At 66.2% G+C, this 24,125-nt stretch carries 29 protein-coding genes; 15 read left to right on the top strand and 14 right to left on the bottom strand.

Annotation, left to right across the window (positions count from 1 at the left end; all coding sequences use genetic code 11):
- Position 1 precedes the first annotated feature (1 nt).
- The 3 genes from NFW05_RS14575 to motD are packed head-to-tail and all read left to right on the top strand — an operon-like array spanning position 2 to position 2,375.
- On the top strand, positions 2-748 hold the full coding sequence (locus NFW05_RS14575; RefSeq protein ID WP_295308392.1) for an RNA polymerase sigma factor FliA: 747 nt from the start codon (positions 2-4) through the stop codon (positions 746-748).
- Entirely contained in the window at positions 741-1,484 is a 744-nt protein-coding gene (locus tag NFW05_RS14580; RefSeq protein WP_295308394.1) for a flagellar motor protein, read from the top strand. The genes NFW05_RS14575 and NFW05_RS14580 overlap by 8 nt, the downstream gene beginning before the upstream one ends.
- Before the next feature lie 57 nt (positions 1,485-1,541).
- Positions 1,542-2,375, top strand: coding sequence for a flagellar motor protein MotD (gene motD, locus NFW05_RS14585; RefSeq protein WP_295308397.1), 834 nt, complete (start codon positions 1,542-1,544; stop codon positions 2,373-2,375).
- A 99-nt stretch (positions 2,376-2,474) separates the two neighbouring features.
- Here motD and NFW05_RS14590 read toward each other — a convergent pair whose 3' ends face one another.
- From NFW05_RS14590 to flgA, 3 genes are all read right to left on the bottom strand, one after another.
- Complete coding sequence (locus NFW05_RS14590; protein ID WP_295308399.1) at positions 2,475-2,951, bottom strand: flagella synthesis protein FlgN; 477 nt, start codon at positions 2,949-2,951, stop codon at positions 2,475-2,477.
- On the bottom strand, positions 2,951-3,232 hold the full coding sequence (gene flgM / locus NFW05_RS14595; protein WP_295308401.1) for a flagellar biosynthesis anti-sigma factor FlgM: 282 nt from the start codon (positions 3,230-3,232) through the stop codon (positions 2,951-2,953). Before flgM ends, NFW05_RS14590 begins: the two co-directional genes overlap by 1 nt.
- Before the next feature lie 137 nt (positions 3,233-3,369).
- Entirely contained in the window at positions 3,370-4,077 is a 708-nt protein-coding gene (gene flgA / locus NFW05_RS14600; protein ID WP_295308404.1) for a flagellar basal body P-ring formation chaperone FlgA, read from the bottom strand.
- A 204-nt stretch (positions 4,078-4,281) separates the two neighbouring features.
- Between flgA and flgB the strand changes: the two genes are divergently transcribed.
- The 12 genes from flgB (at position 4,282) to NFW05_RS14660 (ending at position 15,749) form a co-directional block, all read left to right on the top strand.
- Positions 4,282-4,686: a flagellar basal body rod protein FlgB gene (gene flgB, locus NFW05_RS14605; protein WP_295308406.1), complete on the top strand. Its 405-nt coding sequence runs from the start codon at positions 4,282-4,284 to the stop codon at positions 4,684-4,686.
- Positions 4,687-4,688: 2 nt separating this feature from the next.
- Positions 4,689-5,093, top strand: a complete 405-nt coding sequence (flgC, locus tag NFW05_RS14610; protein ID WP_295308407.1) for a flagellar basal body rod protein FlgC — start codon at positions 4,689-4,691, stop codon at positions 5,091-5,093.
- Positions 5,094-5,118: 25 nt separating this feature from the next.
- Positions 5,119-5,802 carry a flagellar hook assembly protein FlgD gene (locus NFW05_RS14615; protein WP_295308409.1) on the top strand — a complete coding sequence of 228 codons (684 nt, stop codon included), beginning with the start codon at positions 5,119-5,121 and terminating at the stop codon, positions 5,800-5,802.
- 13 nt (positions 5,803-5,815) lie between these two features.
- Positions 5,816-7,069, top strand: coding sequence for a flagellar hook protein FlgE (flgE, locus tag NFW05_RS14620; protein ID WP_295308411.1), 1,254 nt, complete (start codon positions 5,816-5,818; stop codon positions 7,067-7,069).
- A gap of 35 nt (positions 7,070-7,104) precedes the next feature.
- Entirely contained in the window at positions 7,105-7,854 is a 750-nt protein-coding gene (locus NFW05_RS14625; protein WP_295308413.1) for a flagellar basal body rod protein FlgF, read from the top strand.
- 10 nt (positions 7,855-7,864) lie between these two features.
- On the top strand, positions 7,865-8,647 hold the full coding sequence (gene flgG / locus NFW05_RS14630) for a flagellar basal-body rod protein FlgG (protein WP_295308415.1): 783 nt from the start codon (positions 7,865-7,867) through the stop codon (positions 8,645-8,647).
- A 9-nt stretch (positions 8,648-8,656) separates the two neighbouring features.
- Complete coding sequence (locus NFW05_RS14635; RefSeq protein WP_295308417.1) at positions 8,657-9,337, top strand: flagellar basal body L-ring protein FlgH; 681 nt, start codon at positions 8,657-8,659, stop codon at positions 9,335-9,337.
- 12 nt (positions 9,338-9,349) lie between these two features.
- Positions 9,350-10,492 carry a flagellar basal body P-ring protein FlgI gene (locus NFW05_RS14640; RefSeq protein WP_295308419.1) on the top strand — a complete coding sequence of 381 codons (1,143 nt, stop codon included), beginning with the start codon at positions 9,350-9,352 and terminating at the stop codon, positions 10,490-10,492.
- A 165-nt stretch (positions 10,493-10,657) separates the two neighbouring features.
- The gene (gene flgJ / locus NFW05_RS14645) at positions 10,658-11,587 is read left to right on the top strand and encodes a flagellar assembly peptidoglycan hydrolase FlgJ (protein ID WP_295308421.1); all 930 of its coding nucleotides are present in this window, start codon (positions 10,658-10,660) and stop codon (positions 11,585-11,587) included.
- Between the two features lie 152 nt (positions 11,588-11,739).
- On the top strand, positions 11,740-13,785 hold the full coding sequence (flgK, locus tag NFW05_RS14650; protein ID WP_295308424.1) for a flagellar hook-associated protein FlgK: 2,046 nt from the start codon (positions 11,740-11,742) through the stop codon (positions 13,783-13,785).
- Positions 13,786-13,849: 64 nt separating this feature from the next.
- The gene (gene flgL / locus NFW05_RS14655; protein ID WP_295308427.1) at positions 13,850-15,202 is read left to right on the top strand and encodes a flagellar hook-associated protein FlgL; all 1,353 of its coding nucleotides are present in this window, start codon (positions 13,850-13,852) and stop codon (positions 15,200-15,202) included.
- Between the two features lie 13 nt (positions 15,203-15,215).
- Positions 15,216-15,749 carry a hypothetical protein gene (locus tag NFW05_RS14660; protein WP_295308429.1) on the top strand — a complete coding sequence of 178 codons (534 nt, stop codon included), beginning with the start codon at positions 15,216-15,218 and terminating at the stop codon, positions 15,747-15,749.
- Here the strand turns inward: NFW05_RS14660 and fliR are convergent.
- The 11 genes from fliR to NFW05_RS14715 all read right to left on the bottom strand — a co-directional run bounded on the left by fliR (position 15,746) and on the right by NFW05_RS14715 (position 24,122).
- A complete protein-coding gene (gene fliR / locus NFW05_RS14665) occupies positions 15,746-16,531 on the bottom strand; it encodes a flagellar biosynthetic protein FliR (RefSeq protein ID WP_295308432.1) in 786 nt (261 codons plus the stop codon). The genes NFW05_RS14660 and fliR overlap by 4 nt on opposite strands.
- Before the next feature lie 109 nt (positions 16,532-16,640).
- Complete coding sequence (gene fliQ / locus NFW05_RS14670) at positions 16,641-16,910, bottom strand: flagellar biosynthesis protein FliQ (protein WP_295308435.1); 270 nt, start codon at positions 16,908-16,910, stop codon at positions 16,641-16,643.
- Positions 16,907-17,659 carry a flagellar type III secretion system pore protein FliP gene (gene fliP, locus NFW05_RS14675; RefSeq protein WP_295308438.1) on the bottom strand — a complete coding sequence of 251 codons (753 nt, stop codon included), beginning with the start codon at positions 17,657-17,659 and terminating at the stop codon, positions 16,907-16,909. Before fliP ends, fliQ begins: the two co-directional genes overlap by 4 nt.
- A complete protein-coding gene (fliO, locus tag NFW05_RS14680) occupies positions 17,646-18,089 on the bottom strand; it encodes a flagellar biosynthetic protein FliO (protein ID WP_295308441.1) in 444 nt (147 codons plus the stop codon). The genes fliP and fliO overlap by 14 nt, the downstream gene beginning before the upstream one ends.
- A gap of 120 nt (positions 18,090-18,209) precedes the next feature.
- Positions 18,210-18,647, bottom strand: coding sequence for a flagellar motor switch protein FliN (gene fliN, locus NFW05_RS14685; protein WP_295308444.1), 438 nt, complete (start codon positions 18,645-18,647; stop codon positions 18,210-18,212).
- Positions 18,640-19,644 carry a flagellar motor switch protein FliM gene (fliM, locus tag NFW05_RS14690; RefSeq protein WP_295308447.1) on the bottom strand — a complete coding sequence of 335 codons (1,005 nt, stop codon included), beginning with the start codon at positions 19,642-19,644 and terminating at the stop codon, positions 18,640-18,642. The genes fliN and fliM overlap by 8 nt, the downstream gene beginning before the upstream one ends.
- Positions 19,645-19,650: 6 nt before the next feature.
- On the bottom strand, positions 19,651-20,199 hold the full coding sequence (locus NFW05_RS14695) for a flagellar basal body-associated FliL family protein (protein ID WP_295308450.1): 549 nt from the start codon (positions 20,197-20,199) through the stop codon (positions 19,651-19,653).
- A gap of 79 nt (positions 20,200-20,278) precedes the next feature.
- Positions 20,279-21,325, bottom strand: a complete 1,047-nt coding sequence (locus NFW05_RS14700) for a flagellar hook-length control protein FliK (RefSeq protein WP_295308453.1) — start codon at positions 21,323-21,325, stop codon at positions 20,279-20,281.
- Positions 21,326-21,471: 146 nt separating this feature from the next.
- Positions 21,472-21,918, bottom strand: a complete 447-nt coding sequence (gene fliJ, locus NFW05_RS14705) for a flagellar export protein FliJ (RefSeq protein ID WP_295308456.1) — start codon at positions 21,916-21,918, stop codon at positions 21,472-21,474.
- A gap of 61 nt (positions 21,919-21,979) precedes the next feature.
- The gene (gene fliI, locus NFW05_RS14710; protein ID WP_295308555.1) at positions 21,980-23,380 is read right to left on the bottom strand and encodes a flagellar protein export ATPase FliI; all 1,401 of its coding nucleotides are present in this window, start codon (positions 23,378-23,380) and stop codon (positions 21,980-21,982) included.
- Between the two features lie 19 nt (positions 23,381-23,399).
- Positions 23,400-24,122: a flagellar assembly protein FliH gene (locus tag NFW05_RS14715; RefSeq protein ID WP_295308459.1), complete on the bottom strand. Its 723-nt coding sequence runs from the start codon at positions 24,120-24,122 to the stop codon at positions 23,400-23,402.
- Between the last annotated feature and the right edge of the window lie 3 nt (positions 24,123-24,125).

Consider the following 24,125-nt stretch of genomic DNA (forward strand, 5'->3'; position numbering starts at 1 on the left):
CATGTACAACGCCGCTGGTCAGCTCAACAGGGATCAGCTGATCCAGCGTTTCGCTCCACTGGTGAAGCGCATCGCCTGCCACCTGATGGCTCGGCTGCCGGCCAGCGTCCAGGTCGACGACCTCATCCAGAACGGGATGATCGGTTTGCTCGACGCGATTGGCCGGTTCGAATCGGGCCTCGGTGCGCAGTTCGAGGTATACGCCGCGCAGCGCGTGCGTGGCGCGATGCTCGACGGTCTCCGGGAAAACGACTGGCTGCCGCGCAGCCTGCGGCGCAGCTGCCGGCGAATCGAGACGGCCATCGCCGAGCTCGAACAGGCGAATGGTCGCGCACCCAGCGAAGCCGAACTCGCCGAGGCGCTCGACATGACGCTCGCCGATTATCAGAAGATGCTCCACGAGGCTCGCGGACACCAGCTCGTCTACCTCGAGGATCTGGTCGCCGAAGGCGGCGACGACTTCCTCGAGCGGCATCTCGTCGACGAAGCCGCCGATCCGTCGCAGCTGGTCGAGGACGAAAACCTCCGCCAGGTTCTGGTAAGGGCCATCGAACAGCTCCCGGAGCGCGAACGACTGACGATGGCGCTCTACTACGAGCAGGATCTGAACCTGCGCGAGATCGGCGCGGTCCTCGGAGTCACCGAGTCGCGCGTCTGCCAACTGCACAGTCAGGCGGTGATGCGCCTGCGTGCGCGGTTGTTCAGCGGCGAGGCGGTGACCCGCAAGGCGGGCGGGCGTCGTGGATAGGACGAGCGTGATCGGCCTGCTGATCGGTCTGCTGGCGATCGGTGGTGGCCAGATTCTCGAGGGCGGGCATCTCGGCTCGCTGCTCCAGCCGACGGCGATGCTCATCGTCATCGGCGGGACTCTCGGTGCGGTGATGCTGCAGAGCCCTTACATCGCTTTCGTGCGCGGCCTGCGCATGGCTCGATGGATCTGGTACCCGCCGCTGGTCAATTACCCGCAGATGATCCAGCAGGTGTCGCGCTGGAGCCAGGTGTCGCGGCGCGAGGGCCTGCTTGCACTCGACGCGATGGTCAGCGAACTGAAGGATGAGTTCACCCGCAAAGGCCTGCAGCTGCTCGTCGACGGTGCCGAGCCTGAGCGCTTGCGCGAGGTGCTCGAGGTGGAGATCGACACCTTCGAGCAGGAGATGAAGATGTCGGCGAGAATCTGGGAAGCGGCGGGCGGGTACTCGCCGACGATCGGGATTCTCGGCGCAGTCATGGGGCTGATCCAGGTCATGGAGAATCTGTCGGACCCCTCGAAACTCGGTGCCGGGATCGCGGTGGCCTTCGTGGCCACGATCTACGGGGTCGGGCTGGCCAACCTGGTCTATCTCCCGATAGCCAACAAGCTCAAGACGCACATCAGCCGACTGATCGTGCAGCGCGAAATGATCGTCGACGGTCTGGTCGGGATTGCCAACGGCGACAATCCGCGGATCATCGAGAGCCGGCTTCGCGGCTACGTCCCGGGCTAGCCGGTGGGCCCTACGTTGCTCCACGCCTGCCCGGTCCTCTTTGATGGCCGTTGAGCGATGGCCCGGCGAAAGATCGAAGAAGATCGCGAGAACCACGACCGCTGGCTGGTTTCGTACGCCGACTTCATCACTCTGCTGTTCGCCTTCTTCGTGGTCATGTACGCGCTTTCCTCGGTCAATGAGGGCAAGTACCGGATCCTCAGCAACTCGATGATCAGCGCTTTCCGCAACGTACCGGTCAACAGCGCCGGGCAGACACCGATCGTCGTGCCGACGCCGCCGCCCGCGTCGCCACGGGCGACCCTGGCGAGCCGAACACACGAGGCCGTCCGGCAGCGGCAGCGCGACAAGATGCGCGACGTCGCCAAAGAGATCCTCGAGGTGATGGCACCGCTCGTCGAGCAGGGCAAGGTCCGCGTGCTCGAAACCAGTCGTGGCGTGAGCATCGAAATCAACGACAGCATACTGTTCTCTCCGGGGCAGGCGGTCCTCAACCCGGCGTCGGCGAAGGCCATGCAGTCGGTCGCCGAAGTGCTCGTCGCCTCCGAGTTCCCGATCACCATCGAAGGGCATACCGACAATGTGCCGATTCGCAATGCGCAGTTTCCGTCGAACTGGGAGCTGTCAGCCGTGCGCGCGACGACCGTCCTGCGCCTCTTCGCCGACGCGGGCGTCGCCGCCGACCGCCTGACGGCGATCGGCTACGCGGATACCCGCCCGGTCGAACCCAACCTCCTCGCCGACGGACGGGCGCGCAATCGGCGCGTGACGATACTCATCGACTCCGAGATCCCGGAAAAGGGAACCGAGCTGAATCTGCAGGGCCAGGTCACCGGAAGAGAAAGCGGCTCTGCTGGCGCCGCCTCGCCAGCGACCCCGGCCAGCCGCTGAACACGCCGGCGGCGCCACCCGGTCGCTTGCCGCCGTCGATCCGGGCTGGCGCGTATTCCGCTGGTCGTGTCGATCCAGCCGCGCTGGCGGCCACGGCACTCAGACGCTGTCGCTGATCCGCTGGCCGTCCGGAACCTGCGGCAGGTTCTGTCCGTCCCGGCCGTAGAGGCCCGGGATGCTCGCTCCGAGGAGCGCGGCGAGAGCGCCGGCATTGTGCTGCAGGCGCACCCGGATCAGCTCGCCATTCAGGTGGTTCAGCTCGCGGGCCTGCCTGGCCAGCGGTACGAGTTGCGACCAGGCCGTACGAACCCGGGATTCACCGGGGTGAGCTGTGAACCACGCGGCGACTCCGGAACGGTCGGCGCTGAGCCCTTCGGCGGTCAGCAGCCGGCCGTGGCGGTCGGCGAGCGCAGCCAGTTCGCCGGCCAGCGCGTTCTTTTCGTCGACGAGATCGAGGAGATCATCGACGGCCCCATCGACGAGCATCGCCTGTTCGCGCTCGAGAAGCCCGACGAATCGCTGCACGGCGGCGACTTCCGCCTCGACGGTGTGCAGCAGGTCGGGCGGCTCGGGCATCAGTCGGGTCTGCGCGAGGCGACCAGCTCGCTGGCTGAAGCGATCAGCCGGTCGGCGATCGCCGTCGCGTTGATCGTGAAATGTCCCTCGGAGATCGCCCGGGTGATCTCGGCAACCCGCGCCTCGTCGAAGGTCGATGCTTCGCCGGTGGACTGAAGTTGGGCGGCGAGCTCGCTCAGGTGGACTTCGGCTGCCGCGCTCCCACCGGGCTGGCTGACGCTGGTGCGGCCACGCGTTTCGCTGACCGTCGTGGCAACGGTATGGGTACTGTCGATCTTCACTGGCCTGCCCTCCGAGCGCTTGTCGTCGATTCCTTTATCGGCCGTCGGCTGGCGAACTTTAACACCATTCCGCCAACCCCGACCCCTCTCCGGCAAGCGGCAGCGGGGGGTTGGCGAGTCGCCGGGCGACTCGGGCGCTATTGGCTGACCTCGACCACTCCGCCCTGGCGCGCGACACCGCTGACGACCTGGCCACTGGCCGTGCGCACCTGGGCGATCTGTCCCTCGCTGGCGTTGTTCAGAGCCTTGCCTTCGTTGCTCACGGTAAACCCCGCACCCGTGGTGAGCAGCCTGACGTTCTGCCCCTGCTGGACGGCCCATGGCGCAATCAGCAGATCGTTGCGCAACGGTTGACCGGCCGCGACGCCGTTTCTCGGCGTCTTGCCGAGCGCCTGTGCGGTGTCGGTCACCACGTTCGCTGGCAGCGCGCCGAGGTCGCCGTTCTTGACCATCACATCGGCTGCGCCAATCGGCTGACCCGGAACGAGCTGCTGGGCGGCGACCACGTAGCTGCCGTGGATCCTGACCTGAACCGGCACGTAGATCGTCCACGTCGTCGGGGCGAGGCAGCGGATGCCGACCGTCGTGTTGCCCCAGAGTCTCGAACCCTGCGGCAGGAAGGGCTCGAGCGCGGTACACGCGGCGAGCTGTGCCGGCTGCTCGAGCTGTCCGACGCCGTACGAGACTTTGCCGGGGAGTCCCTGCGTCTGCACGCGCAGGAAGCTGTCCAGCGCGGCAGACAGTGATGTCTGGGCGCCAAGCGGCGACGCCACCAGGGCGGCCAGCAGCGCGCACAGGCGCAGGCACCCGGCGGACTGAAGACGGGCGAGCGTGGTCATCGACATCGCGTCATTGTGCCCGATTTCGCTTGGCCGGCGTAGCGCCATCGTCCGCCGTGCCGTGCCGGACCGGCAATATTTGCCGTCATGCCGGCAAGGGTCGGTCCGCGAAGGGCATCGGACGCTGACCAAGCGCCTCCTGAACAGGGAACGGCGGCTGGCACGGCACTTGCTCTGTCCATCGCAGGCCCAACTTCCAAAGAGAATCCCGTGCTCAGCAAAGTCGACCGAGCCCTGTTCGTCCAGCAGCAAGCTCTCGGCCTGCGTGCGCATCGCCAGCAGGTACTGGCGAGCAACATCGCCAACGCCGACACACCGCACTACAAGGCGAAGGACTTCGACTTCGCGAGCGCTCTGCGCGACGCTCTGGTGGCTGACGGGCAGGGATCCCTGGCCATGACGGTCAGTTCGCCGCGCCACCTGCCCGGCCACCAGGACGCGGGCTCGCCGCGCCTGCTCTACCGCCAGCCCGTTCAGCCGAGCGCCGACGGCAGCACGGTCGAGATGGACGTCGAAAGCGCCCAACTCGCCGAGAACTCGTTCCACTACGAAGCCGGGATCAGTTTTCTGACTCAGCAGATCAGAACGCTGCAGGCGGCGCTGCAGGCACAGTAGCGGTGAGCATCTTCTCGGCGTTTCGGGTCGCGGGAAGCGCGCTGACCGCGCAGTCGATCAGGCTCAACGCGGTGGCCAGCAATCTGGCCAACGCCGAGAGCGTGGTCAGTTCGGACGGCAGGCCGTATCGCGCCCGGCAGGTCGTCTTTTCCGCCACGCCGATCGGCAGTCCCGCGGCGCTCGGTGTGCGTGTCAGCCAGTTGGTCGAGGACGGCAGTCCCGCCCGCCTGGTCTACGATCCGAGGAACCCGGCCGCCGACGACAGGGGGTACGTGGCCATGCCAAACGTAAACGTCGTCGAGGAGATGACCAACATGATTTCGGCGGCGCGCTCGTACCAGAACAACGTTGAGGTGATGAACACGGCCAGGCAGCTGCTGCTCAAGACGCTGACCCTGGGCCAGTGAGAAACCGCAACCTGAGGAGAACGGGATGACGCCCCTGCAACTTGGAAGTGTGGTCGGCAGCGCCTTCGCCGCGCTCGGCAGTCGGACCACCAATACCGCGACGGAAGCGACGCCGGCGAGCGAGGAAGTCCAGGACCGATTCCTGAAGCTCCTGGTCACCCAGCTGAAGAATCAGGATCCGCTCAATCCGCTCGACAATGCCGCGGTGACCAGCCAGCTGTCGCAGATCAGCACGGTTGCCGGTGTCGAGAAGCTCAATACGACGCTCGAGACCCTGCTCAACAGTTACCACGATGACCAGGCGGCACAGGCTGCGGCGCTGATTGGCAGGCAAGTGTTGGTCCCGGGCTCACATCTCACGCTGAGCCGCGGCACGGCGCTGGCGGGGGTCAGTCTCGGCGAAGCCGCCGACAGCGTCGCGATCCAGATCGTCGACCCGTCCGGACGGGTCGTGCAGAGCCGGACTCTCGGTCCGTGTAATGCCGGCAGCTTCAGCTTCATCTGGGACGGGATGACCGACTCGGGGTCGGCGGCGCCGCCGGGGACCTACAGCTTTGCGGTGGCCGCGCTCCGCGACGGTCAGAGAGTCGATGCCCAGACGCTGCAGCCTGGCACGGTCGGTGGGGTAGTCAGGAGCAAAGGCGGCTTCGAGCTGGACCTCGGAGCGCTGGGCAGGGTTGGCTTCGACAAGGTTCAGCAGATTCTTTAGGAGCGGGACGGCGATGAGTTTTCAACAGGGATTGAGCGGCCTTGACGCTGCCTCGACGGCGCTCGACGTCATCGGCAACAACGTGGCCAACGCGAGCACCGTCGGGTTCAAGAGTGCGACGCCGATCTTTTCGGATCTCTATGCGGCCTCGCTCGGCATCGTCGGTGCCTCACAGGTCGGTATCGGCGTCGCCGTGTCGTCGATCCAGCAGCAGTTCACCCAGGGCAACCTGACGACCACCGACAATCCGCTCGACCTGGCGATCAACGGGGGAGGTTTCTTCCGGATGAGCAGCGACGGGGCGATCAGCTACACGCGCAACGGACAGTTCCACATCGACAAGAACGGTTACGTGGTCAACGACCAGAGCCAGCGGCTGACCGGCTACGTGGCCGGGACGAACGGCCAAATTTCGCCATCGAGTCCGGTCGATCTGCAGGTCTCCGCGACGCAGATCCCGCCGCGGGCGACCAGCGATCCGCTGGCCGGCGACGTCGCTGCGCAACTCAACCTCGACGCCCGGGAGACGGTGCCGACGGTCCAGCCCTTCGACTATACCAATCCGGCGAGCTACAACTTCTCGACGGCGCTGACCGTCTATGATTCGCTCGGCGTCGCACACAATCTGACCACCTTCTATGTGCTCAATCCGCCGGCGCCGCCCGGCGGCGGTCAATGGACCGTCCACGCGACGCTCGACGGCGCAAACCCGCAGACCGTTCCTGGCGGCAATCTGATCTTCAACACCTCGGGAGCGCTGACGCCCGCTGCCGCGGTGCACTCACTTCCTTCGTGGAACCTGGTCAGTGGCGCGACGACGCCCTGGTCGCCGGGGACCATCGACTTTTCGGGAACGACCCAGTACGGCAGTCAGTCGACGGTCGAAAGTCTCACCCAGGGCGGCTTTGCCGCCGGCAACCTGGTCGGGGTCGGCGTGGCCAAGGACGGCATTGTCCAGGGTCGGTACAGCAACGGTCAGACGAGGAGCCTGGCGCAGATCGTGCTTGCCAGCTTCGCCGATCCAAACGGCCTGTTGAACATCGGCAACAATCAGTGGACTGCGACATCGGCTTCAGGACCGGAACTGGTCGGCACGCCAGCCTCGGGCAGTCGCGGGGTCGTCCAGTCGGCGGCAGTCGAAGACTCGAACGTCGACCTGACCGCCGAACTGGTGGCGATGATCACTGCCCAGCGCAACTATCAGGCGAACGCCCAGACGATCAAGACGCAGGATCAGATCATGCAGACGCTGATCAACCTGCGCTAGACCTGGCGGCACCGAACAGGGGTAGCGAGTCAGCAATGGACCGCCTGATCTATACGGCGATGAGCGGCGCCAAGCAGGCCTTTCTCCAGCAGGCAGGCGTCGCCCAGAACCTCGCCAATGCGGCGACGATCGGCTATCGGGCCATGGAGCACCGTTTTCGCGCGGTGCCCGTGCTCGGTTCCGGGCAGCCGGCGCGCGCCTTCACCGTCGACGCGTCGGTCGCCGACGTGTTCGATCAGGGGCCCGTGACCAGTACCGGGCGGCCGCTCGACGTGGCCGTCGAGGGGCCGGGCTGGATCGCCGTCCAGGGCGCCGATTCGCGAGAGGCCTATACGCGTGCGGGAAACCTGCGGACCGACGCCAACGGTTTGCTGCGGACGAGTTCCGGGTTGATGGTGATCGGCGAAGGCGGGCCGATCACCCTGCCACCGGACAACAACGTGGCGATCGCGCCGGACGGCACGGTCTCGGCGATTCCGCGAAACGGAGCTGGCTCGCTGAACAGCGTGAACGTCGTTGGCCGGATCAAGCTGGTCAACCCGCCCGATTCCGACCTGGTGCGCGGCGACGACGGGCTCTTCCGGACGCGCAGCGGCATCGAGGCGCCGGCCGACGAGACGGTCAGGCTGGCGCCCGAGGCGCTCGAGGGGAGCAACGTCAACCCCGTCGATGCGATGATCCGGATGATCAGCCTCGCGCGCCAGTTCGAGGTGCAGGTCAGGATGCTGCAGACGGCCGACGCCAACGCCCGCGCAGCTGCCCAGTTGCTCACGATCAGTCGTTGATGGGACGCCCATGATCCGTTCGTTATGGACTGCCAGCACGGGCCTGAATGCCCAGCAGGTGCAGATCGACATCATTGCCAACAACCTGGCCAACGTCAGCACCAATGGCTTCAAGCAGGCCAGGGGCATCTTCGCCGATCTGCTCTACCAGACTCTGCGCCAGCCGGGAGCCCAGTCGTCGCAGACGACGCAGATCCCCGACGGATTGCAGATCGGCCTGGGGACGATCCCGGTGTCGACCGGCCGGATCTTCACGCAGGGATCACTGCAGCAGACGGGCAACAGCCTCGACATGGCGATCGATGGCGCCGGCTTCTTCCAGGTGCTGCTGCCCGATGGGACGACGGCCTACACGCGCGATGGCTCGTTCCAGAAGGATAATCAGGGGCAGATCGTGACCGCCAACGGCTATCCGCTGCAGCCGGCGATCATCATTCCGCAGAACGCGCTGACGGTGACTGTCGGTAACGACGGCGTCGTCAGCATCACCCAGCCGAATTCAGCGGCCGCGGTGCAGATCGGCACGATCCAGGTGGCCACCTTCATCAACAACGGCGGCCTGCAGAGCATCGGCGAGAACCTCTATCTCGAGACGGCGTCGAGCGGCGCGCCGAGCGCCAACACGCCCGGAAACAACGGTGCCGGCGTCGTCGTGCAGAACTACGTCGAGGCCTCGAACGTCAATGTCGCTCAGGAGCTCGTCCTGATGATCCAGACGCAGCGCGCCTACGAGCTGAACTCGAAAGTGATCTCGACTTCCGACCAGATGCTCGGCCGGCTGACGCAACTGTAGGAGCGGGCGATGGTTCAGCGGTTCCTGTCGATGGTCGTCGCCGCCACGCTGCTCGGTCTCGCCTGCGGGTGCACGACCGTTCCGCCGACCAACGTCCACCAGCCGATGAGCGCCCGACCGCCGTCGCGCCCGGACTCGCTGTCCGCCGGTCTCGCGGCGACCGGCAGTATCTACCAGCCGGGGACGTCGCGGACGCTGTTCGAGGACCGGCGCGCCCGCTATGTCGGTGACACGATCACCGTGACGATCACCGAGAACACCTCGGCGACGACCAAGTCGAACAACACCTTGTCGAAGACCGGAAGCGTCAGCGCGTCTTCCGGGCCGAACGTCAACCTGCCCGGCAAGTCGCTGTTCGAGCTCAAGGGAAGCAGCAGCAATGCGGCCACCGGCAAGGGCGAGGCAGCGGCGAACAACGTGTTCACGGGAACGATCACCGTCACGGTCATCGAAGTCCTGGCCAACGGCAACCTCCTCGTTTCCGGCGAGAAGCAGGTGGCCATCGGTCAGGGACAGGAGTACATCCGTCTCTCGGGCGTGGTCAATCCCTATTTCGTGAATGCGGCGAACACGATCGCCTCGTCACAGATTGCCGACGCACGAATCGAGTACAAAGAGAGCGGGGCGATCAGCGAAGCTCAGGTCATCGGCTGGCTGGCGAGGTTCTTCCTGAGCTTCCTACCCTACTGAGAGGGATCGGTGATGGACGCAACCCTTCGTGCATGGTCCGGCTGCCGACGACGCGCAGCAGCGATTCTCGTGGCGCTGGCGGGCATTCTGTCGTGCAGCGCAGCGCTTGCCGACCGGATCAAGGATCTCGCCTCGGTACAGGGCGTGCGCAACAATCAGCTCGTCGGTTACGGGCTGGTTGTTGGCCTCGACGGCACCGGAGACCAGACGACCCAGACTCCGTTCACCACGCAGAGCATCATCAACATGCTCGCGCAGCTCGGTACGACGCTGCCGCTGGCCACGGCCCAGTCGTTTCAGCTGAAGAACGTCGCGTCGGTGATGGTCACCGCCAATCTGCCGCCGTTCGCCAGGATCGGCCAGCAGATCGACGTCACCGTATCGTCGATGGGCAACGCCAGGAGTCTGCGCGGAGGAACCCTGGTGATGACCCCGCTGAAGGGTGCGGACGGGCAGATCTACGCCCAGGCCCAGGGCAATCTGCTGGTCCCCGGCGCGGGAGCAGCCGCTCCGGGTGCGCGGGTCGTGGTCAACCACCAGCTCGCCGGTCGAATAGTCGGTGGCGCAACGGTCGAACGTGAGGTGCCGACGGCGCTCGGCCAGGGTCCCTTCGTTCATTACGAGATGGGCCATACCGATTTCGAGACCACGCAGCGCGTCGTCGAGGCGATCAACCGCGAACTCGGCCCCGGCACGGCGCAGGCAGTCGACGGGCGGGTGGTGCGGGTCGCAGCTCCCGATGATCCGAACAGCCGGGTTGCGTTTCTCGGTCGAATCGAGAACCTCGACGTCCGCCCGGCGAAGACCGTGGCCAAGGTGATCATCAACTCGCGTACGGGTTCGGTGGTGATGAATCAGACGGTGACCATCGAGTCGTGCGCGGTGGCCCATGGCAGCCTCTCGGTCGTCGTCAGCACCGAGCAGAAGGTCAGCCAGCCGCCACCGCTGTCCGGCGGGCAGACGGTGACCACGACGCAGAGCGAAATCGACGTCAAACAGGGTGGAGGAACACTGATCCCGTTGAAGGCGGGTGTCAGGCTCTCCGACGTCGTCAAGGCGATCAATTCCCTGGGTGCAGGACCGCAGGACCTGATGTCCGTCCTGCAGTCGATGAAGGCGGCCGGCGCCCTGCGCGCCGACCTCGAGATCATCTGATCGGGGGCTCGCCTGCTGCGGCGAGTGGTTCGGCGGCGCGCGGCGCGCGGTGCGCAGACGCAGCGCCGGGTTTCCCCGGATGGCGAAGGAGGAGGAGCGGATGTCGGACGGAGCGGCAAGGGTGGTGACCGAGGGCCATCCGGCAGGCTGCGCGCAGTCATGGCGATGAGGGCTGGCGATTCCGGACTGCAGCGCCTCGCCGTCGATCCGGCGGCGGCTGCCGACCTGCGCCTTCGGCTGCGCAATGACCCGCAGTCGGGGATCAGGCAGACAGCCCGCCAGTTCGAGGGTCTGCTCATCCAGCTGATGCTCAGGAGCATGCGTCAGGCGACCCCGGCAAGCAGCCTGCTTGACGGCGAGCAGAGCCGCTTCTTCGCCGAGATCGGCGATCAGCAACTTGCTCAGGATCTGGCTTCACGGACCCCGATCGGCTTTTCCGCGCTGATCGAGAGGCAGCTGGCGCGACAGGCAGGCCGTGGCAGCGCCGACCTCGCCGCTGTCGCTGGCGGAGCTCCGCTCGTCGCTCCGCCCCCTGCGCAGCCCGCCCGGCCGGCGATCGGGCCGGCGGCCGGAAATGCGCAGCGCCCGATGGCTCCCGGTCAGCCGACTGCCGCAGACCGACCAGCGACGACACGCGAGTTTGTCGACCGCGTCTGGCCGCACGCCGTCGAAGCGGCGGCGATGACCGGAATTCCGGCGCACTTTCTGGTCGCCCAGTCGGCGCTCGAGAGCGGCTGGGGCAGGCGCGAGATCCGCCGGGCCGACGGTTCGCCGAGCTTCAACCTTTTCGGCGTCAAGGCCGGGCGCAGTTGGACCGGGCCCTGCGTCGAAGTGAACACGACGGAATTCGCCAACGGCGTCTGGCAGTCTGGCCGTGCGCGTTTTCGCGCCTACGAGTCGTACGCCGAGGCGTTTCGCGACTACGCGCGGCTGATGACCGGCAACCCCCGCTTCGCCGGGGTCGTTGGCCAGCAGGATGGCGCACAGTTCGCGCGCGCGCTGCAGCAGGCAGGGTATGCGACCGACCCGATGTACGCAGCGAAACTGGCGCGTATCATTGACAGCACGAGCCTGCGCCAGGCCCTCGTCGCCTAGGCTGGCTTTGCCGTCCGCTTGACGCAGCGCTAAACATTCAGGCTCGCCGGTCGTTTACCGACCAACAGGCGAGGGATCACCGCCCGTAGGGCGGGGCCGCTGGGCTCGGGAATTCGGGTCCGGATGTGGCCGGCCAAGATGGGAATGAATTCATGGGTTCAGGAATACTCGGCGTCGGTCTCAGCGGTCTGCGAGCTGCGCAGGCGGGTCTGCAGACGACCGAACACAACATCGCGAACGTCAACACGCCCGGGTTTGCCCGGCAGCGGATCGTTCAGACGGCCAGCGACGCGGCCCGGACGGGGTCCGGCTTCATCGGTCGCGGGACCGAGGTGGTGACCGTCGAGAGAGTCTATAGCCGTTTCCTGACCGAGCAGGTCCAGCAGTCGCAGAGCAGCGCCAGCGAACTGGACAGCTATCATGCACAGATCAGCCGGATCGACAACCTGCTGGCCGATCCGGCGACCGGTCTCGCTCCGGCTCTGCAGAACTTCTTCGCCAGCGTGCAGCAGGTGGCTGCCAATCCAGCGCAGCTGGCCGCCAGGCAGGTGATGGTCGCCAACGCACGCTCGCTGAGCGCACGCTATCAGTCGCTGGCCGGTCAGCTCGACCAGATCGCCGGCCAGGTCGATGACGAGATCAGGGCCAGCGTCGCGGAGATCAACGGCTACGCTGGCCAGGTTGCCTCGGTGAATCAGGAGATTGCACTGGCCGAAGCGTCGACGGGCCAGCCGGCGAACGATCTGCGCGACACTCGCGATCAGTTGTTGCTCGAACTGAACAAGCTGGTCAGGACGCGCGCGACGAGCAACGCCGACGGCACGGTCAATGTTTTCTTCGGTAGCGGCCAGCAGCTCGTCGTCGGATCGCAGGCGATGGCCATTGCAGCCACGCCCTCGTCGAGTGATCCCGGTCGACTGAGTGTCGGCCTGTCGACAGCGGCCGGAGTCCAGGAGATGCCCGAGTCGCTGATCAAGGGGGGATCACTGGGTGGCCTGCTCGCCTTTCGCAGCGAGGCGCTCGATCCGGCGATCAACGAGCTCGGGCGAAACGCCGCCTCGCTGGCTCTGGTGGTCAATGCCCAGAGCGAGCTCGGCCAGGATCTCCTCGGCCAGTCGCAGATCTCGGGCTCGCCGTCGGCTTTTGCTCCCGGGCTGTTCACGCTCGCCGGGCCGGTGGTCACCGCCAGCACACAGAATCCCGCAGGGAGTCCGACGGTCAGTGCGACGCTGATCCAACCCCCACCGTACAGCGGCAACTACCGGACCGACCTGCAGGCCAGCGACTACCGGCTGAGTGTCGACGCGACCGGCGCCACGCTGACTCGATTGGCGGACAACCGGCAGTGGTCGGGTGTCAATCTGGTGGCAGTCAATGGCCTGTTGGCGAGTGATCCGCAGGGCTTCACGCTGTCGGCTACGGCGCCCCTGACCGCCGGGACGAGTTACCTGATCCAGCCGGTGCGTCATGCGGCTCGCGACATCGCCGTCAACCCGACGCTCGTTGCCGATCCTCGCCTGGTCGCCGCGGCCGGACCTCTGCGCACCGCCGCTGCGAGCTCGAACACCGGCAGCGCGACGATCTCGGCCGGTCAGGCCGAGGCGGGCTACCCGGCCGCGGTGACGACGCTGCCGGTCTCGCTCGTTTTCAATTCAGGGCTGCTAAGCAATTTTCCGGTCGGCGCACAGGTGTCGGTCGATGGCGCTACGCCGGTGACGATCGCTACGCCGGCCGACACCGTCGCCTATACCAGCGGCGCGCGGATCACCCTCGTCGGCTCGGTAGCCACTTCGCCACCGAGCGGTTTCAGCTTCGTGATCAGCGGGTTGCCGAACAACGGCGACACTTTTTCGATCCTCCTCAACAGTGGGGCAACCGCCGACGGGCGGAACGCGCTGGCCATCGCCCAGCTCCAGACGCAGGCGACGATGGGCGGCGGAACGGACTCGCTGGCTGACGCGTATGCCAATCTGGTCAGTCAGGTCGGCAGCCGGGCGCGCAACCTGCAGGTCGCCAGCGATGCCCAGCAGACGATACTCGATCAGGCGCGGAGCAGTCGCGAGGCGCTCTCCGGGGTCAACCTCGACGAGGAGGCGGCAAATCTGCTCCGTTATCAGCAGGCCTATCAGGCTTCGGCGAAGGCGATGGCCATCGGCGCCAGCCTGTTCGACACGATCCTGCAGCTTGCCGGTGGCTGAGATCGGTCGGCGAGCCGCCGATCGCCCCTGCGGCCAGGTGATCGACCCTCGTTGAGGAGAGTTCATGCGCATCAGTACCGCCCAGATTCACGCGTCGGCCCTGCTCGGGATGGAGCGTAACCAGAGCCAGCTGCTGCGGGTTCAGAACCAGTTGGCCAGCGGGCGCCGGCTGCTCACCCCGTCCGACGATCCGCTGGCTTCGGCCAAGGCTCTGGGCGTCAGCCAGGCGCGCGACGTGGCCGCTCAGTACGCGCGCAACCAGGGCGACGCCAGCGACCGGCTGGGGCTGGTCGACGGCCAGCTCGATGCGCTGACCGAGCTTCTCCAGGGTGTGCGCGCACGCACGGTTCAGGCCGGGAACACGGTCCTGACGGACAGCGACCGTCAGGCGATGGCCAGCGAAGTCGAGGAGCGCTTCGCGCAGTTGCTGGGTATCGCCAACAGCCGCAGCGCCCAGGGAGACTACCTGTTCTCGGGCTACCAGGGCTCGACCGCGCCGTTCGCGTTGGCCGCTGCGACCGCAGCTGCGGGCAATCCGCCGGTTGCCTACTCCGGCGACGACGGCGAGCGGCTGCTGCAGGTCAGCGCCACGCAGCAGATGCCGGTCAGCGTCGCCGGCAGCGACCTGTTCATGAACATCCGCGAAGGAAACGGAACGTTCGTCAGCGAAGCCGGCGGGCAGCCCTCTGCGCTTCCCAACCAGGGCACGGCGGCGATCGACGCCGGATCGGTTGTCGATCGCCAGCGTTGGCAGAAAGCGCTGAACGTCGATTTCCCGTGGCAGGGGAGCGACAACCATCAGCTCGAGATCCGCTTTTCGGTCAGCAGTGGCGTCACCAGTTACCAGATCTTCGATGCGTCGACCCCGGCTCCACCGGCTGCACCGCTGAGTCCGCGGCCGGTGAGCGCAGTGCTTCCCTATGCCTCCGGTCAGGCGATTTCACTGCTCACCGTCGGCCAACCGCCAGCGGCGCCGACGAGCGTGGATTTTGGTGCACAGGTGGTGATCACCGGGTCGCCGGCGTCCGGCGACAGCTTCAAGATCCGGCCGAGTGGCCAGCGAAGCATGTTCCAGACTCTACAGGACCTGATCGGGTTGCTGCGCACGCCGCTTGCTTCAGGCAGCGACCGAAGCGCGTTTTCCTCGCGCCTGCAGGGTCTGCTTGGCGATCTGGACGCGGCGCTGAGCAACGTCAGCCAGGTCCAGTCCGCGGTCGGTGCACGACTTTCCGAACTCGACGCCCTGGCCAGCGACTCGGCCAATCTGGACGTTGCTTACCAGCAACTCCTTTCGAGCACCCAGGATCTCGACTACGCACAGGCGATTTCGGAGTTCACCCGACAGCAGGCCGGCCTTGAAGCGGCGCAGAAGTCCTTCGTCGCGGTCAGCGGTCTGAGCCTGTTCCAGTACATCTGATCGGGTGGCGTGGATGCGCGTGCCTGTGGCTTTCGGCCTGGTCCTGGCGCTCAGCGCCTGCATCGGCGTCGACTGGCGAGCTCCGTCGGGCACACCGGATAGCCCTGCGGGGTCGGTCTACACGCAGTCGCCGAATCCGACGCTCAGCCTCGATCCGCCGCGGGCGCTGGCTCTGGCCGGTGCGCTGGCCTACGGGATCAGCCAGTACGCCGGACCGACCGCGTATCTCGGCGCGGCCGCCGCGGCCGCTGTCGCCGTCTACGTGATCCATGACCCGTTGGCGCCGAACTGGACGATCGAGGAGAGCATCCTCGATCCGCAGACCTATCGGCTATCGATGCGCGCGAAGAGCTTTCGTACTGGAGGCGATGGGGAGTCGGGCCTGATCCTCCGCCGCCGTGCCCTCCAGTTGCAGCGCGAGCGGGGCTTCGCCGGGTACCGGATCGCCGAGTATACAGAAGGGATCGAGTCTTCGACGCCGTTCACCCATCGCTTTGCCGAGGGAATCATCCAGCTGGTCAGCGTCGAACCCGGCGGCGGGCGCTAGCCTCCCGGGTTGGCAAAGGGGCCGAGCATTGCCTCGAGACCCTTCTCGAAGAGCCTGTGCAGCGGCACGCCGAGATGCGCGAGGCCGAGCAGCAGGGCGGCGAAGCCGACCGCGATGGTCAGCGGAAAGCCGATGACGATCAGATTGAGTTGCGGCGCGGCGCGACTCAGGATGGCCAGTGCAAGGTTGGTGATCAGCAGCGCGACGACGATCGGCAGCGCGAGCAGCAGGCCCGATGAGAAGATGATCGCCGCGGAATCGGCTACGGCCTTCCAGGTGTCGGCGGCGAGTGCCGTGCCGCCGACAGGCAGGACCGTGAAGCTGTGCACCAGCGTCGCCAGGACCATCAGATGGCCGTCGATGGCCAGAAAGGCGAGCAGCGCGATCAGTCCCATGAATTCCGATACGACCACCGTCTGCCCCGCACTCTGCGGGTCGTAGGTGGTGGCAAAGCCGAGGCCCATCTGCAGGCTGATCAGGTTTCCGGCCATGTCGACGGCAGTGAACACCAGCCGCATCGCCAGGCCCATCGCCAGACCGATGAGCAGTTGTTCGGCGAGAAGCAGCAGACCGGCTCCCGACCCGGGATCGACCGACGGGGTCGGCGGCAGGATTGGGGCGATTCCGAGCGTCACCGCCAGGCCGAGCGCCAGCCGCACGCGCACGCTCAGCGCCGGGTTGTTGAACGGCGGTGCCGCGGCGAGCACGCCGAGTACGCGGGTCAGCGGAAAGAAGAAGGCGGCGACCCAGGCGTTGATCTGGGTAGAGGTCAGGCTGATCAAGGCGTGCTCAGAACTCGTGCGCGGACCGGGAACTCGGCCGGTTGGCAGTCTGAGTCATCCGGTCGCACCGCACATCCCTGTCTGTTCGCCGCGACCTCTTGATCATCGTTCAGCCGATCAGCTGGGGAATGCTCTCGAACAGACGCCGGACGTAGTCGATCATCAGCTGGAGCATCCACGGTCCGGCGAGAATCAGCGTCAGGAACATCCCGACGAGCTTCGGGATGAACGACAGGGTCTGTTCGTTGATCTGGGTCGCCGCCTGGAAGATGCTCACCACCAGACCGATGACCAGCGCCGCGAGCAACAACGGTGCCGAAAGCAGGAGGGTCATCTCGACAGCCTGCCGGCCGACCTCCATCGCCGCTTCGGGGGTCACTGCGCAAAGCTCTCGACGAGCGAGCCGACGACCAGATGCCAGCCGTCGACGAGGACGAAGAGCATCAGCTTGAACGGCAGGGCGACCATAACCGGCGACATCATCATCATGCCCATCGACATCAGCACGCTGGCAACGACCATGTCCACGATCAGGAAGGGGATGAAGACCACGAAGCCGATCTGGAAGGCCGTCTTCAGCTCGCTGGTCACGAAGGCGGGGACGAGCAGGCGCATCGGGATGTCCTCGGTGGAGGCGAACTGCGGTGCCCGGGTCATCCGGGCGAAGAGCGCCAGATCCGCCTCGCGCGTCTGCTTGAGCATGAATTTGCGCAGGGGTACGGCGCCGCGCTCGAAAGCTTCGACGTAGCCGATCCGTTCCTCGGAGAGTGGCAGGTACGCGTCGCGGTAGATCGTGTCGAGGACCGGCGACATGACGAAGAGCGTCAGGAACAGGGCGAGGCCGATCAGCACCTGGTTGGGCGGCGAGGTTTGCGTGCCAAGGGCGTGGCGGAGCAGCGAGAGCACGATGATGATTCGCGTGAAACTGGTCATCATCAGCAGCGCTGCGGGCAGGAAGGTCAGCGCGGTCAGGGTCAGCAGCGTCTGGATCGACAGCGCGTAAGTCTGGCTCCCGCCAGCACCTGGCGTGCTGGTGACTAGCGGAAGACCTCCAGCTTGTGCCCAGGCGGCCAGTGGCCAGAACAGATCGACGACGAAGAGCAGGCCGAGGATCCTAGCCGTCTTCATTCCTGCGCTCGGTGAGCTGCTTCAGCCACTGTGCGAAGTGCTTCTCGCCATTGCCGGGGGCCTTCGTTTCGCCTTTCGGCAGCGTGTGCAGGCAGCGGATCTGGCTCGGGACGAGACCGACGACGATCCAGGTGTCGCCCACCTCGACGAGGATGATGCGCTCGCGCGGGCCGATCATCGCGCCGCCGACGACACGCAGCGGACCGCTGCTGCCAAACCCGTGGCCGCGATTCAGCCGACGCAGGACGTGTGCGGCCAGGAGGAGGACGCCAACCACCGCGAGCAGCGCCAGTACGGTCTGCATGATCGCCATCGCCGGGACCAGCGGTTCGGCGCTGGCCTGGGCGAGCGCGCTGGCTGGCAGAAGAGAAGCCAGCATCGTGCCGGCGTGGCCAGCGATGTGGCGAAGGATCTGTACGGGTCGGGTCACGGGTTTTGGCGAGAATCGTCGGCTGATCGCCATCATAAAGCAAGCCGGGACAAGGTCAAACCCCGCGGGCAGTCGCGCCGGGCGCCCCGTCCCGTACGCGACGATCTCCTGACGACTCGCTCAGTGACCGATCTTGCGGGCTCTCTCCGAAGGCGTGACGATGTCCGTCAGGCGGATTCCGAACTTGTCATTGACCACGACGACTTCGCCCTGCGCGATCAGCGTGCCATTGACGAACACGCTCAGCGGTTCGCCGGCCAGCGCGTCGAGCTCGACGACCGAACCGTGGGCGAGCTGCAGAAGGTTCTTGATCGTGATCCGCGTTCGCCCGAGTTCGACGCTGATCTGCACCGGGATGTCGAGGATCATGTCCAGCTCGCTGATCAGCGAGGGTCGGGTGCCTGGCTCGTCGAAACTCGGAAAGATCTCGGCCCGCCGGGCGCCGCCGGATGCGGCACTTTCGGCTATCGCCTGTTCGGTCATCGCTGCCGCCCAGTCGTCCTCGAAGCTGTTGCCGCCGCCCGGCGGAGCGGCAAAATCATCCGTCTTGTCAGTCATGGGCCTCTCCCAGCGGCGATCCCGAGTCTTCGGAATGCGTGAAACGTTCGATCTTCAGCGCGTATTGCCCGCCCTGCTGGCCGTACCGGCATTCCATCAGCGGCACGTCATCGACGTAGGCGACGATCGTTTCCGGAATGTCGAGCGGGACCACGTCTCCGACTTTCATCGCCAGGATCTGTCGGAGGCTGACCGTCGTCGTCGCCAGCCGCGCGGTGATCTCGACTTCGGCGTTCTTGAGTTGTTTGCGCAGCGTGGCGATCCAGCGACGGTCGGTGGTCACCTGGTCGCTCTGCATCGCGCTGTACAGCAGATCGCGAATCGGCTCGATCATCGAGTAGGGGAAGCAGATGTGCATGTCGGCGCCCGATCCACCGAACTCGATCGAGAAGGTCGTCGACACGACGATCTCGGAGGGCGTCGCGATGTTCGCGAACTGCGAATTCATTTCCGAACGGACATACTCGAAGGCGAGTTCGTAGACCGGTTTCCACGATCGCGCATACTCGGCGAAGACGACCGACAGCAGGCCCTGAATGATTCGCTGCTCGGTCGGAGTGAAGTCCCGGCCTTCGACACGGGTGTGGAAGCGCCCATCGCCGCCGAACATGTTGTCGACGACCAGGAAGACCAGGCTCGGGTCGAAGACGAACAGCGCGGTGCCACGCAACGGCTTTGCGGTGACCAGGTTGAGGTTGGTCGGGACGACGAGGTTGCGCGTGAACTCGCTGTACTTCTGGACGAGGATCGAGCCGACCGAGATCTCGGCGCTGCGATGCATGTAATTGAACAACCCGATGCGCAGGTAGCGGGCGAAGCGCTCGTTGACCAGTTCGAGCGTCGGCATCCGTCCGCGGACGATCCGTTCCTGGGTTCCCAGGTTGTAAGCCCGTGGACCTTCTGTCGCCTCTTCGGTCGATTCGGGCTCTTCCGCTTCGCCGCTGACACCCCTGAGGAGAGCGTCGACCTCCTCCTGGGAAAGGAAATCAGCGCTCATCGGCAATCACTGGATGATGAACGAAGTGAACAGTACCTCCCGAATCGGGCCGTCGCGCTTCTTGGCCTTGCTTCCCGGGTCGAGAACACCGTTCATCTGCTCGAGGATTTCCCGTGCCAGCTGTTCCTTGCCTTCCTTGGTCACCAGTTCCGACGGCTTCTTGCTCGACAGCAGCAGCGTCAGGTCGTTGCGCAGCTTGGGCATGTACAGCTTCAGCTGATCACCGATCTGCGAGTCCTCGACCTCGACCGACAGGATCAGTTGCAGGAAACGATCGCCGCCTTCCGGCACGAGGTTGACCGTGAAGGCGTCGAGTGCGACGTAGATCGGCGGCGCCCCCTTGTCGGCTTTCTTCTTCTTAGCGGGTCTGGTCTTTTCGACGGCGACTTCGCCGTCTTCCTCGTCAGCCTCGGGTGCGTGCCTGAAGAGCAGGAAGGCGCTGAGCGCACCGAGAGCAAGAACCGCCACGACCAACGAAACGATGATCAGCTTCTTGCTGTTTCTCGCCGGTGCGGCTTCACTGCCGTTGGCTGAGGGCTTTGCATCCTTGGCCATTCAGTTTCGATCTCCCTGAATCTTTGGTCGGCGACGGTCGCCGCTGAACCGGTCACTCGGGCAATCTCTGCGGCTTCCGTCAGGCGAAAATGTCGACCAGTCCGGAGCCACTGCGCAGGTTCATCGGCCGGACTCCCGGCTCGTCGCCGGGCATGCTGCCAAGTATAGCGTTATCGGCAAATGGTCGGGGCGGCGGGTCGGCCTGCCGTCCGGATTGCGACGATTGAGAGAAAGCTTCGCTGCCAACCGCCACCTGGCCGAGGTCTATTCCCGCACTGGCGAACATTTCGCGCAGCCGTGGGACCGCGGCTTCGATGGCGCTCCTGACTTCGGGGCTCGTGGAGACAAAAGATGCGCTGGCGGTATCCTTGTCGATGTCCAGCCGGATGTCGATCCTGCCGAGTTCGGGTGGGGTCAGCGAGAGGCGGGCGAACTCCCTGTCGTTCCTGACGAACCACAACACACGGTCGGCGAATTCACCGGCCCAGGCCGGTGCGCCGACCGCGGTGGGGATCGTCGCGCTGGTCGCGTGACCTGGTGGCGACGTCGGGGCGGCGAGCGGCAGCGCCGCCTGCAGCGGCGTGCCCGGCCTGTTGGGCGCTGCGGCCAAGTCGCCATCCCGCTCGGCGGCGGGGCCACTGGCTGCGGCGATCGTCTCGGCAACGGCAAATCTTGCCGGCCTGGCCAATGCCGGCAACTCCGCGGAGGCAGACTGCGCCGCGCCATCAGAGTCCGGGCGACGCACGAGCGCTTCGTCGTTTGCCGACCTCAGTGAAAGAGCGATCGGCTTGGTCGCTGACTTGTCTTCAGGGGTCATCGGTACCGCATCGTCGCTGCGGGCAATGGTCGGGGCGATCGGCGGCGCGGCCAGCGGTGCGCCGAGCAGCGCCGCAAACGGGTCTCCGACTGCCCCGGGTGGGGCGTTGTCGCCGGTCTGCTCGTCGCCTTTGCCTCTCGGCGGCTCGGGCAGGGCGCAATCGGTGGCCGCCGGCACCCTGCTGAGGATCGTCGCGAAGTCCTGCCCGTCGATCGGCGACGAGGCTTCGCCTCCGCCCCTGACCGGCAGCTCTGCGGCTGGCCGCACCTGCGGGGCGCCAGGCGGGCTCGATACGACGACGATGGCCATCAGCAGGTCCTTTTCTGAAAGGCGGTCGGCAGCTCCGGTTCGCTGCCGATCAGCTGGGGCAGGCGCGAATCCGGATCCGGAGGCAGGCAGGCGTCTTTGGACCCGTCGGCACGTCGTTGGCAAGCAAACGGCGTGCCATGAACGAATCAGGGCTCGTCCGGGCGGTCGTGATGTCGGGCGGCGAACTCGTCCTGCGTCTTCTGTTCCCTGCGCAGGTCACTTCGTGCTTCAGCCGCCTGATGGCGCTGGGCGAGCGTGGCGAAGGCCTGCAGCCTGACCCTCTGCTCCTGCCATGCTGCCTGACCCTCTGCAGTCTGGCTTTGCCTTGCGCGCAGTGCCTGCAGCTGATGGCTGACCGCTTCGTCGAGTCGGGAGAGGAAGTCCTCGTAGTTTCGCCACTCGGGCAGGCTCAGGCCGTTGCTGGCAGCCTGGCGGAAGCGCTCCGAGTATTCGTGGCGGTAGTCGTGGAGCAGTTCGAGCTGCTTCCTTGCGTCCATCTCGGCAGCGATCAGCCGGGCGAGTCGCTGTGTCGCCTCGTCGTTGCGTTGCTGCATCAGGTCGAGAACGGTTTGCAGCGAGAACGGTCGGGTCATCGCGGGTGTCCCGTCCGGAGGGCAACGCCGGCGATGGCTGTACTGGTCGGCCAGGGCTCGTTCACGACCGCTCAGGCGGGATGCCGAGCGCACTGGTCAGCTGGGCGACGCTGTCTGCGAACCCGGCGCGTTGTCCGAGACCCTGCTGCAGGAAGGCCTCGAAGCGCGGATAACTGGCGATCGCCTGGTCGAGCTGCGCGTCGGATCCTGCGACGTAGGCGCCGACGCTGATCAGGTCGCGTGAGCGCTGGTAGCGCGAGAACAGATTGCGGAAGCGCCGGATGTGGTCGAGGTGCGCCGGGCTGACCAGATTGACCATCGCGCGCGAAATCGACTGCTCGATGTCGATCGCTGGATAGTGGCCGGCGTCGGCGAGCATTCGCGAGAGGACCACGTGGCCGTCGAGGATCGCCCTGGCCGAATCGGCGATCGGGTCCTGCTGATCGTCGCCCTCGGCGAGCACCGTGTAGAAAGCGGTGATCGACCCACCGCCCTCGGGTCCGTTGCCGGCTCGCTCGACGAGCTGCGGCAGGCGCGCGAAGACCGAAGGCGGGTAACCCCGGGTGACCGGTGGCTCGCCGATGGCCAGAGCGATTTCCCTCTGGGCCATCGCGTAGCGGGTCAGCGAATCCATGATCAGCAGCACCTGACGCCCCTGATCACGAAAGTACTCGGCGACGCAGGTCGCGTAGGCGGCCCCTTGCAGGCGCATCAACGGGCTCACGTCGGCCGGCGCGGCAACGACGATCGAGCGGCGAAGACCTTCCTCGCCGAGAATCTGCTCGATGAATTCCTTGACCTCGCGCCCGCGCTCGCCGATCAGGCCGACGACGATCACCTCAGCCGACGTGTAGCGGGCCATCATCCCGAGCAGGACGCTCTTGCCGACGCCTGATCCGGCGAAGAGGCCCATGCGTTGTCCACGGCCGACGCAGAGCAGGGCGTTGATCGCTCGGACCCCGACGTCGAGAACCTCGACGATTGGTGCCCTGGACATCGGATTCACCGGCCGGCTCTGCAGCGGCCGCAGAGCGCTCGCGCGCAGCGGACCGAGCCGGTCGAGCGGCCGCCCGGCGCCGTCCAGAACTCGGCCGAGCAGAGAGTTGCCAACCGGGACGAGCTTGGCCCGGTCGATCGACCGGCGCCGTGCCGGCGGCGGCGAGCCTATCCGTGGTGGCCGGGCGGGTGTCTCGAGGGCGACGACGCGAGATCCGGGCGAGAGACCATAGACGTCCTCGGAGGGCATCAGGAAGAGCCTTTCGCCGTGGAAGCCGACGACCTCGGCTTCGATCGGTGAGCCGCCAGGGGGGATGATCCGGCACGAGCTTCCGAGGGGCAGCTTGAGTCCCGCCGCTTCCATGACCAGGCCGTTGATCCGCGTCAGATGGCCGCTGGGGAGCAGCGAGCTGACCTGGCTGCTGGCCTGCCGACAGCCGTCGAGGAAGACGCGCCAAGCGTTCAGATGGGGGTTCGGCGTCGTCTCAGCCACTTCTCGTGGGCCTTCCCATGCGTTCGTCGAGCCACTCCTGGTTGACGCCGATGGCTTCGATGACCCGGCGCCAGCGCGTCTCGAGAGTCGCATCGACCTCGCTGGCGCCGAGCTGCAGCCGGCATCCGCCAGCGGTCAGCGAGCGATCTTCGACGATTCGCCAGCTGCTGTGCGCGAGCTGTTCACCAAGGTGACTGCGCACCAGGGCGGCGTCGTCGGGGTTCACGAAGAGCAGCGGCTGACCGTGGTGCAGGTGGAGCGTGGTCAGCGCTTCACGGACGACCGGCAAGAGCAGTTCGGGACGAATGCGCAGGCTCTGGCGGACGACCTGACTGGCGATCTCGATGGCCAGCGTCAACAGTTGCTCGGCAACCTGCTGCTCGATTTCGGCGAGCCCGCGCGACAGACCCTCGGTCAGCGTGGCGAATCGCTCGCTGACCGCCTGCACGGCCCTGAGTCCCTCTTCGTGCCCGGCGGCGTAGCCCGAAACATGCGCTTCCTGATAGACCCGTTCGAGCTCCTCGGCGGTGGGCATGACAACTGCCGGCTCGGCTGCCGTGCTTTCGGGCTCGGGCGCGGGCTCCCGCGGGGCCTCGGGGACCGTGCCGGCCGGGCTCTCCGCCGCAGGTGTGTCTTCCTCCCGGCGTTCGTCGAAAGCCGCGATCTCCCAGCGCTGGTACGCGGTCAGCTTCTCCTTGGGAATCCAGTTGCTCATCCC

It is taken from the genome of Accumulibacter sp., from assembly GCF_023806625.1.
GTDB lineage: Bacteria > Pseudomonadota > Gammaproteobacteria > Burkholderiales > Rhodocyclaceae > Accumulibacter.

Coding starts and splice junctions, on each gene's coding strand:
- NFW05_RS14575 (WP_295308392.1), top strand. CDS start 2: ATGTACAACGCCGCTGGTCAGCTCAACAGGGATCAGCTGATCCAGCGT.
- motD (WP_295308397.1), top strand. CDS start 1,542: ATGGCCCGGCGAAAGATCGAAGAAGATCGCGAGAACCACGACCGCTGG.
- NFW05_RS14590 (WP_295308399.1), bottom strand. CDS start 2,951: ATGCCCGAGCCGCCCGACCTGCTGCACACCGTCGAGGCGGAAGTCGCC.
- flgA (WP_295308404.1), bottom strand. CDS start 4,077: ATGTCGATGACCACGCTCGCCCGTCTTCAGTCCGCCGGGTGCCTGCGC.
- NFW05_RS14615 (WP_295308409.1), top strand. CDS start 5,119: ATGACGCCCCTGCAACTTGGAAGTGTGGTCGGCAGCGCCTTCGCCGCG.
- flgE (WP_295308411.1), top strand. CDS start 5,816: ATGAGTTTTCAACAGGGATTGAGCGGCCTTGACGCTGCCTCGACGGCG.
- NFW05_RS14625 (WP_295308413.1), top strand. CDS start 7,105: ATGGACCGCCTGATCTATACGGCGATGAGCGGCGCCAAGCAGGCCTTT.
- flgG (WP_295308415.1), top strand. CDS start 7,865: ATGATCCGTTCGTTATGGACTGCCAGCACGGGCCTGAATGCCCAGCAG.
- NFW05_RS14635 (WP_295308417.1), top strand. CDS start 8,657: ATGGTTCAGCGGTTCCTGTCGATGGTCGTCGCCGCCACGCTGCTCGGT.
- NFW05_RS14640 (WP_295308419.1), top strand. CDS start 9,350: ATGGACGCAACCCTTCGTGCATGGTCCGGCTGCCGACGACGCGCAGCA.
- flgJ (WP_295308421.1), top strand. CDS start 10,658: ATGAGGGCTGGCGATTCCGGACTGCAGCGCCTCGCCGTCGATCCGGCG.
- flgK (WP_295308424.1), top strand. CDS start 11,740: ATGGGTTCAGGAATACTCGGCGTCGGTCTCAGCGGTCTGCGAGCTGCG.
- flgL (WP_295308427.1), top strand. CDS start 13,850: ATGCGCATCAGTACCGCCCAGATTCACGCGTCGGCCCTGCTCGGGATG.
- NFW05_RS14660 (WP_295308429.1), top strand. CDS start 15,216: ATGCGCGTGCCTGTGGCTTTCGGCCTGGTCCTGGCGCTCAGCGCCTGC.
- fliP (WP_295308438.1), bottom strand. CDS start 17,659: ATGAAGACGGCTAGGATCCTCGGCCTGCTCTTCGTCGTCGATCTGTTC.
- fliN (WP_295308444.1), bottom strand. CDS start 18,647: ATGACTGACAAGACGGATGATTTTGCCGCTCCGCCGGGCGGCGGCAAC.
- fliM (WP_295308447.1), bottom strand. CDS start 19,644: ATGAGCGCTGATTTCCTTTCCCAGGAGGAGGTCGACGCTCTCCTCAGG.
- NFW05_RS14695 (WP_295308450.1), bottom strand. CDS start 20,199: ATGGCCAAGGATGCAAAGCCCTCAGCCAACGGCAGTGAAGCCGCACCG.
- NFW05_RS14700 (WP_295308453.1), bottom strand. CDS start 21,325: ATGGCCATCGTCGTCGTATCGAGCCCGCCTGGCGCCCCGCAGGTGCGG.
- fliJ (WP_295308456.1), bottom strand. CDS start 21,918: ATGACCCGACCGTTCTCGCTGCAAACCGTTCTCGACCTGATGCAGCAA.
- NFW05_RS14715 (WP_295308459.1), bottom strand. CDS start 24,122: ATGAGCAACTGGATTCCCAAGGAGAAGCTGACCGCGTACCAGCGCTGG.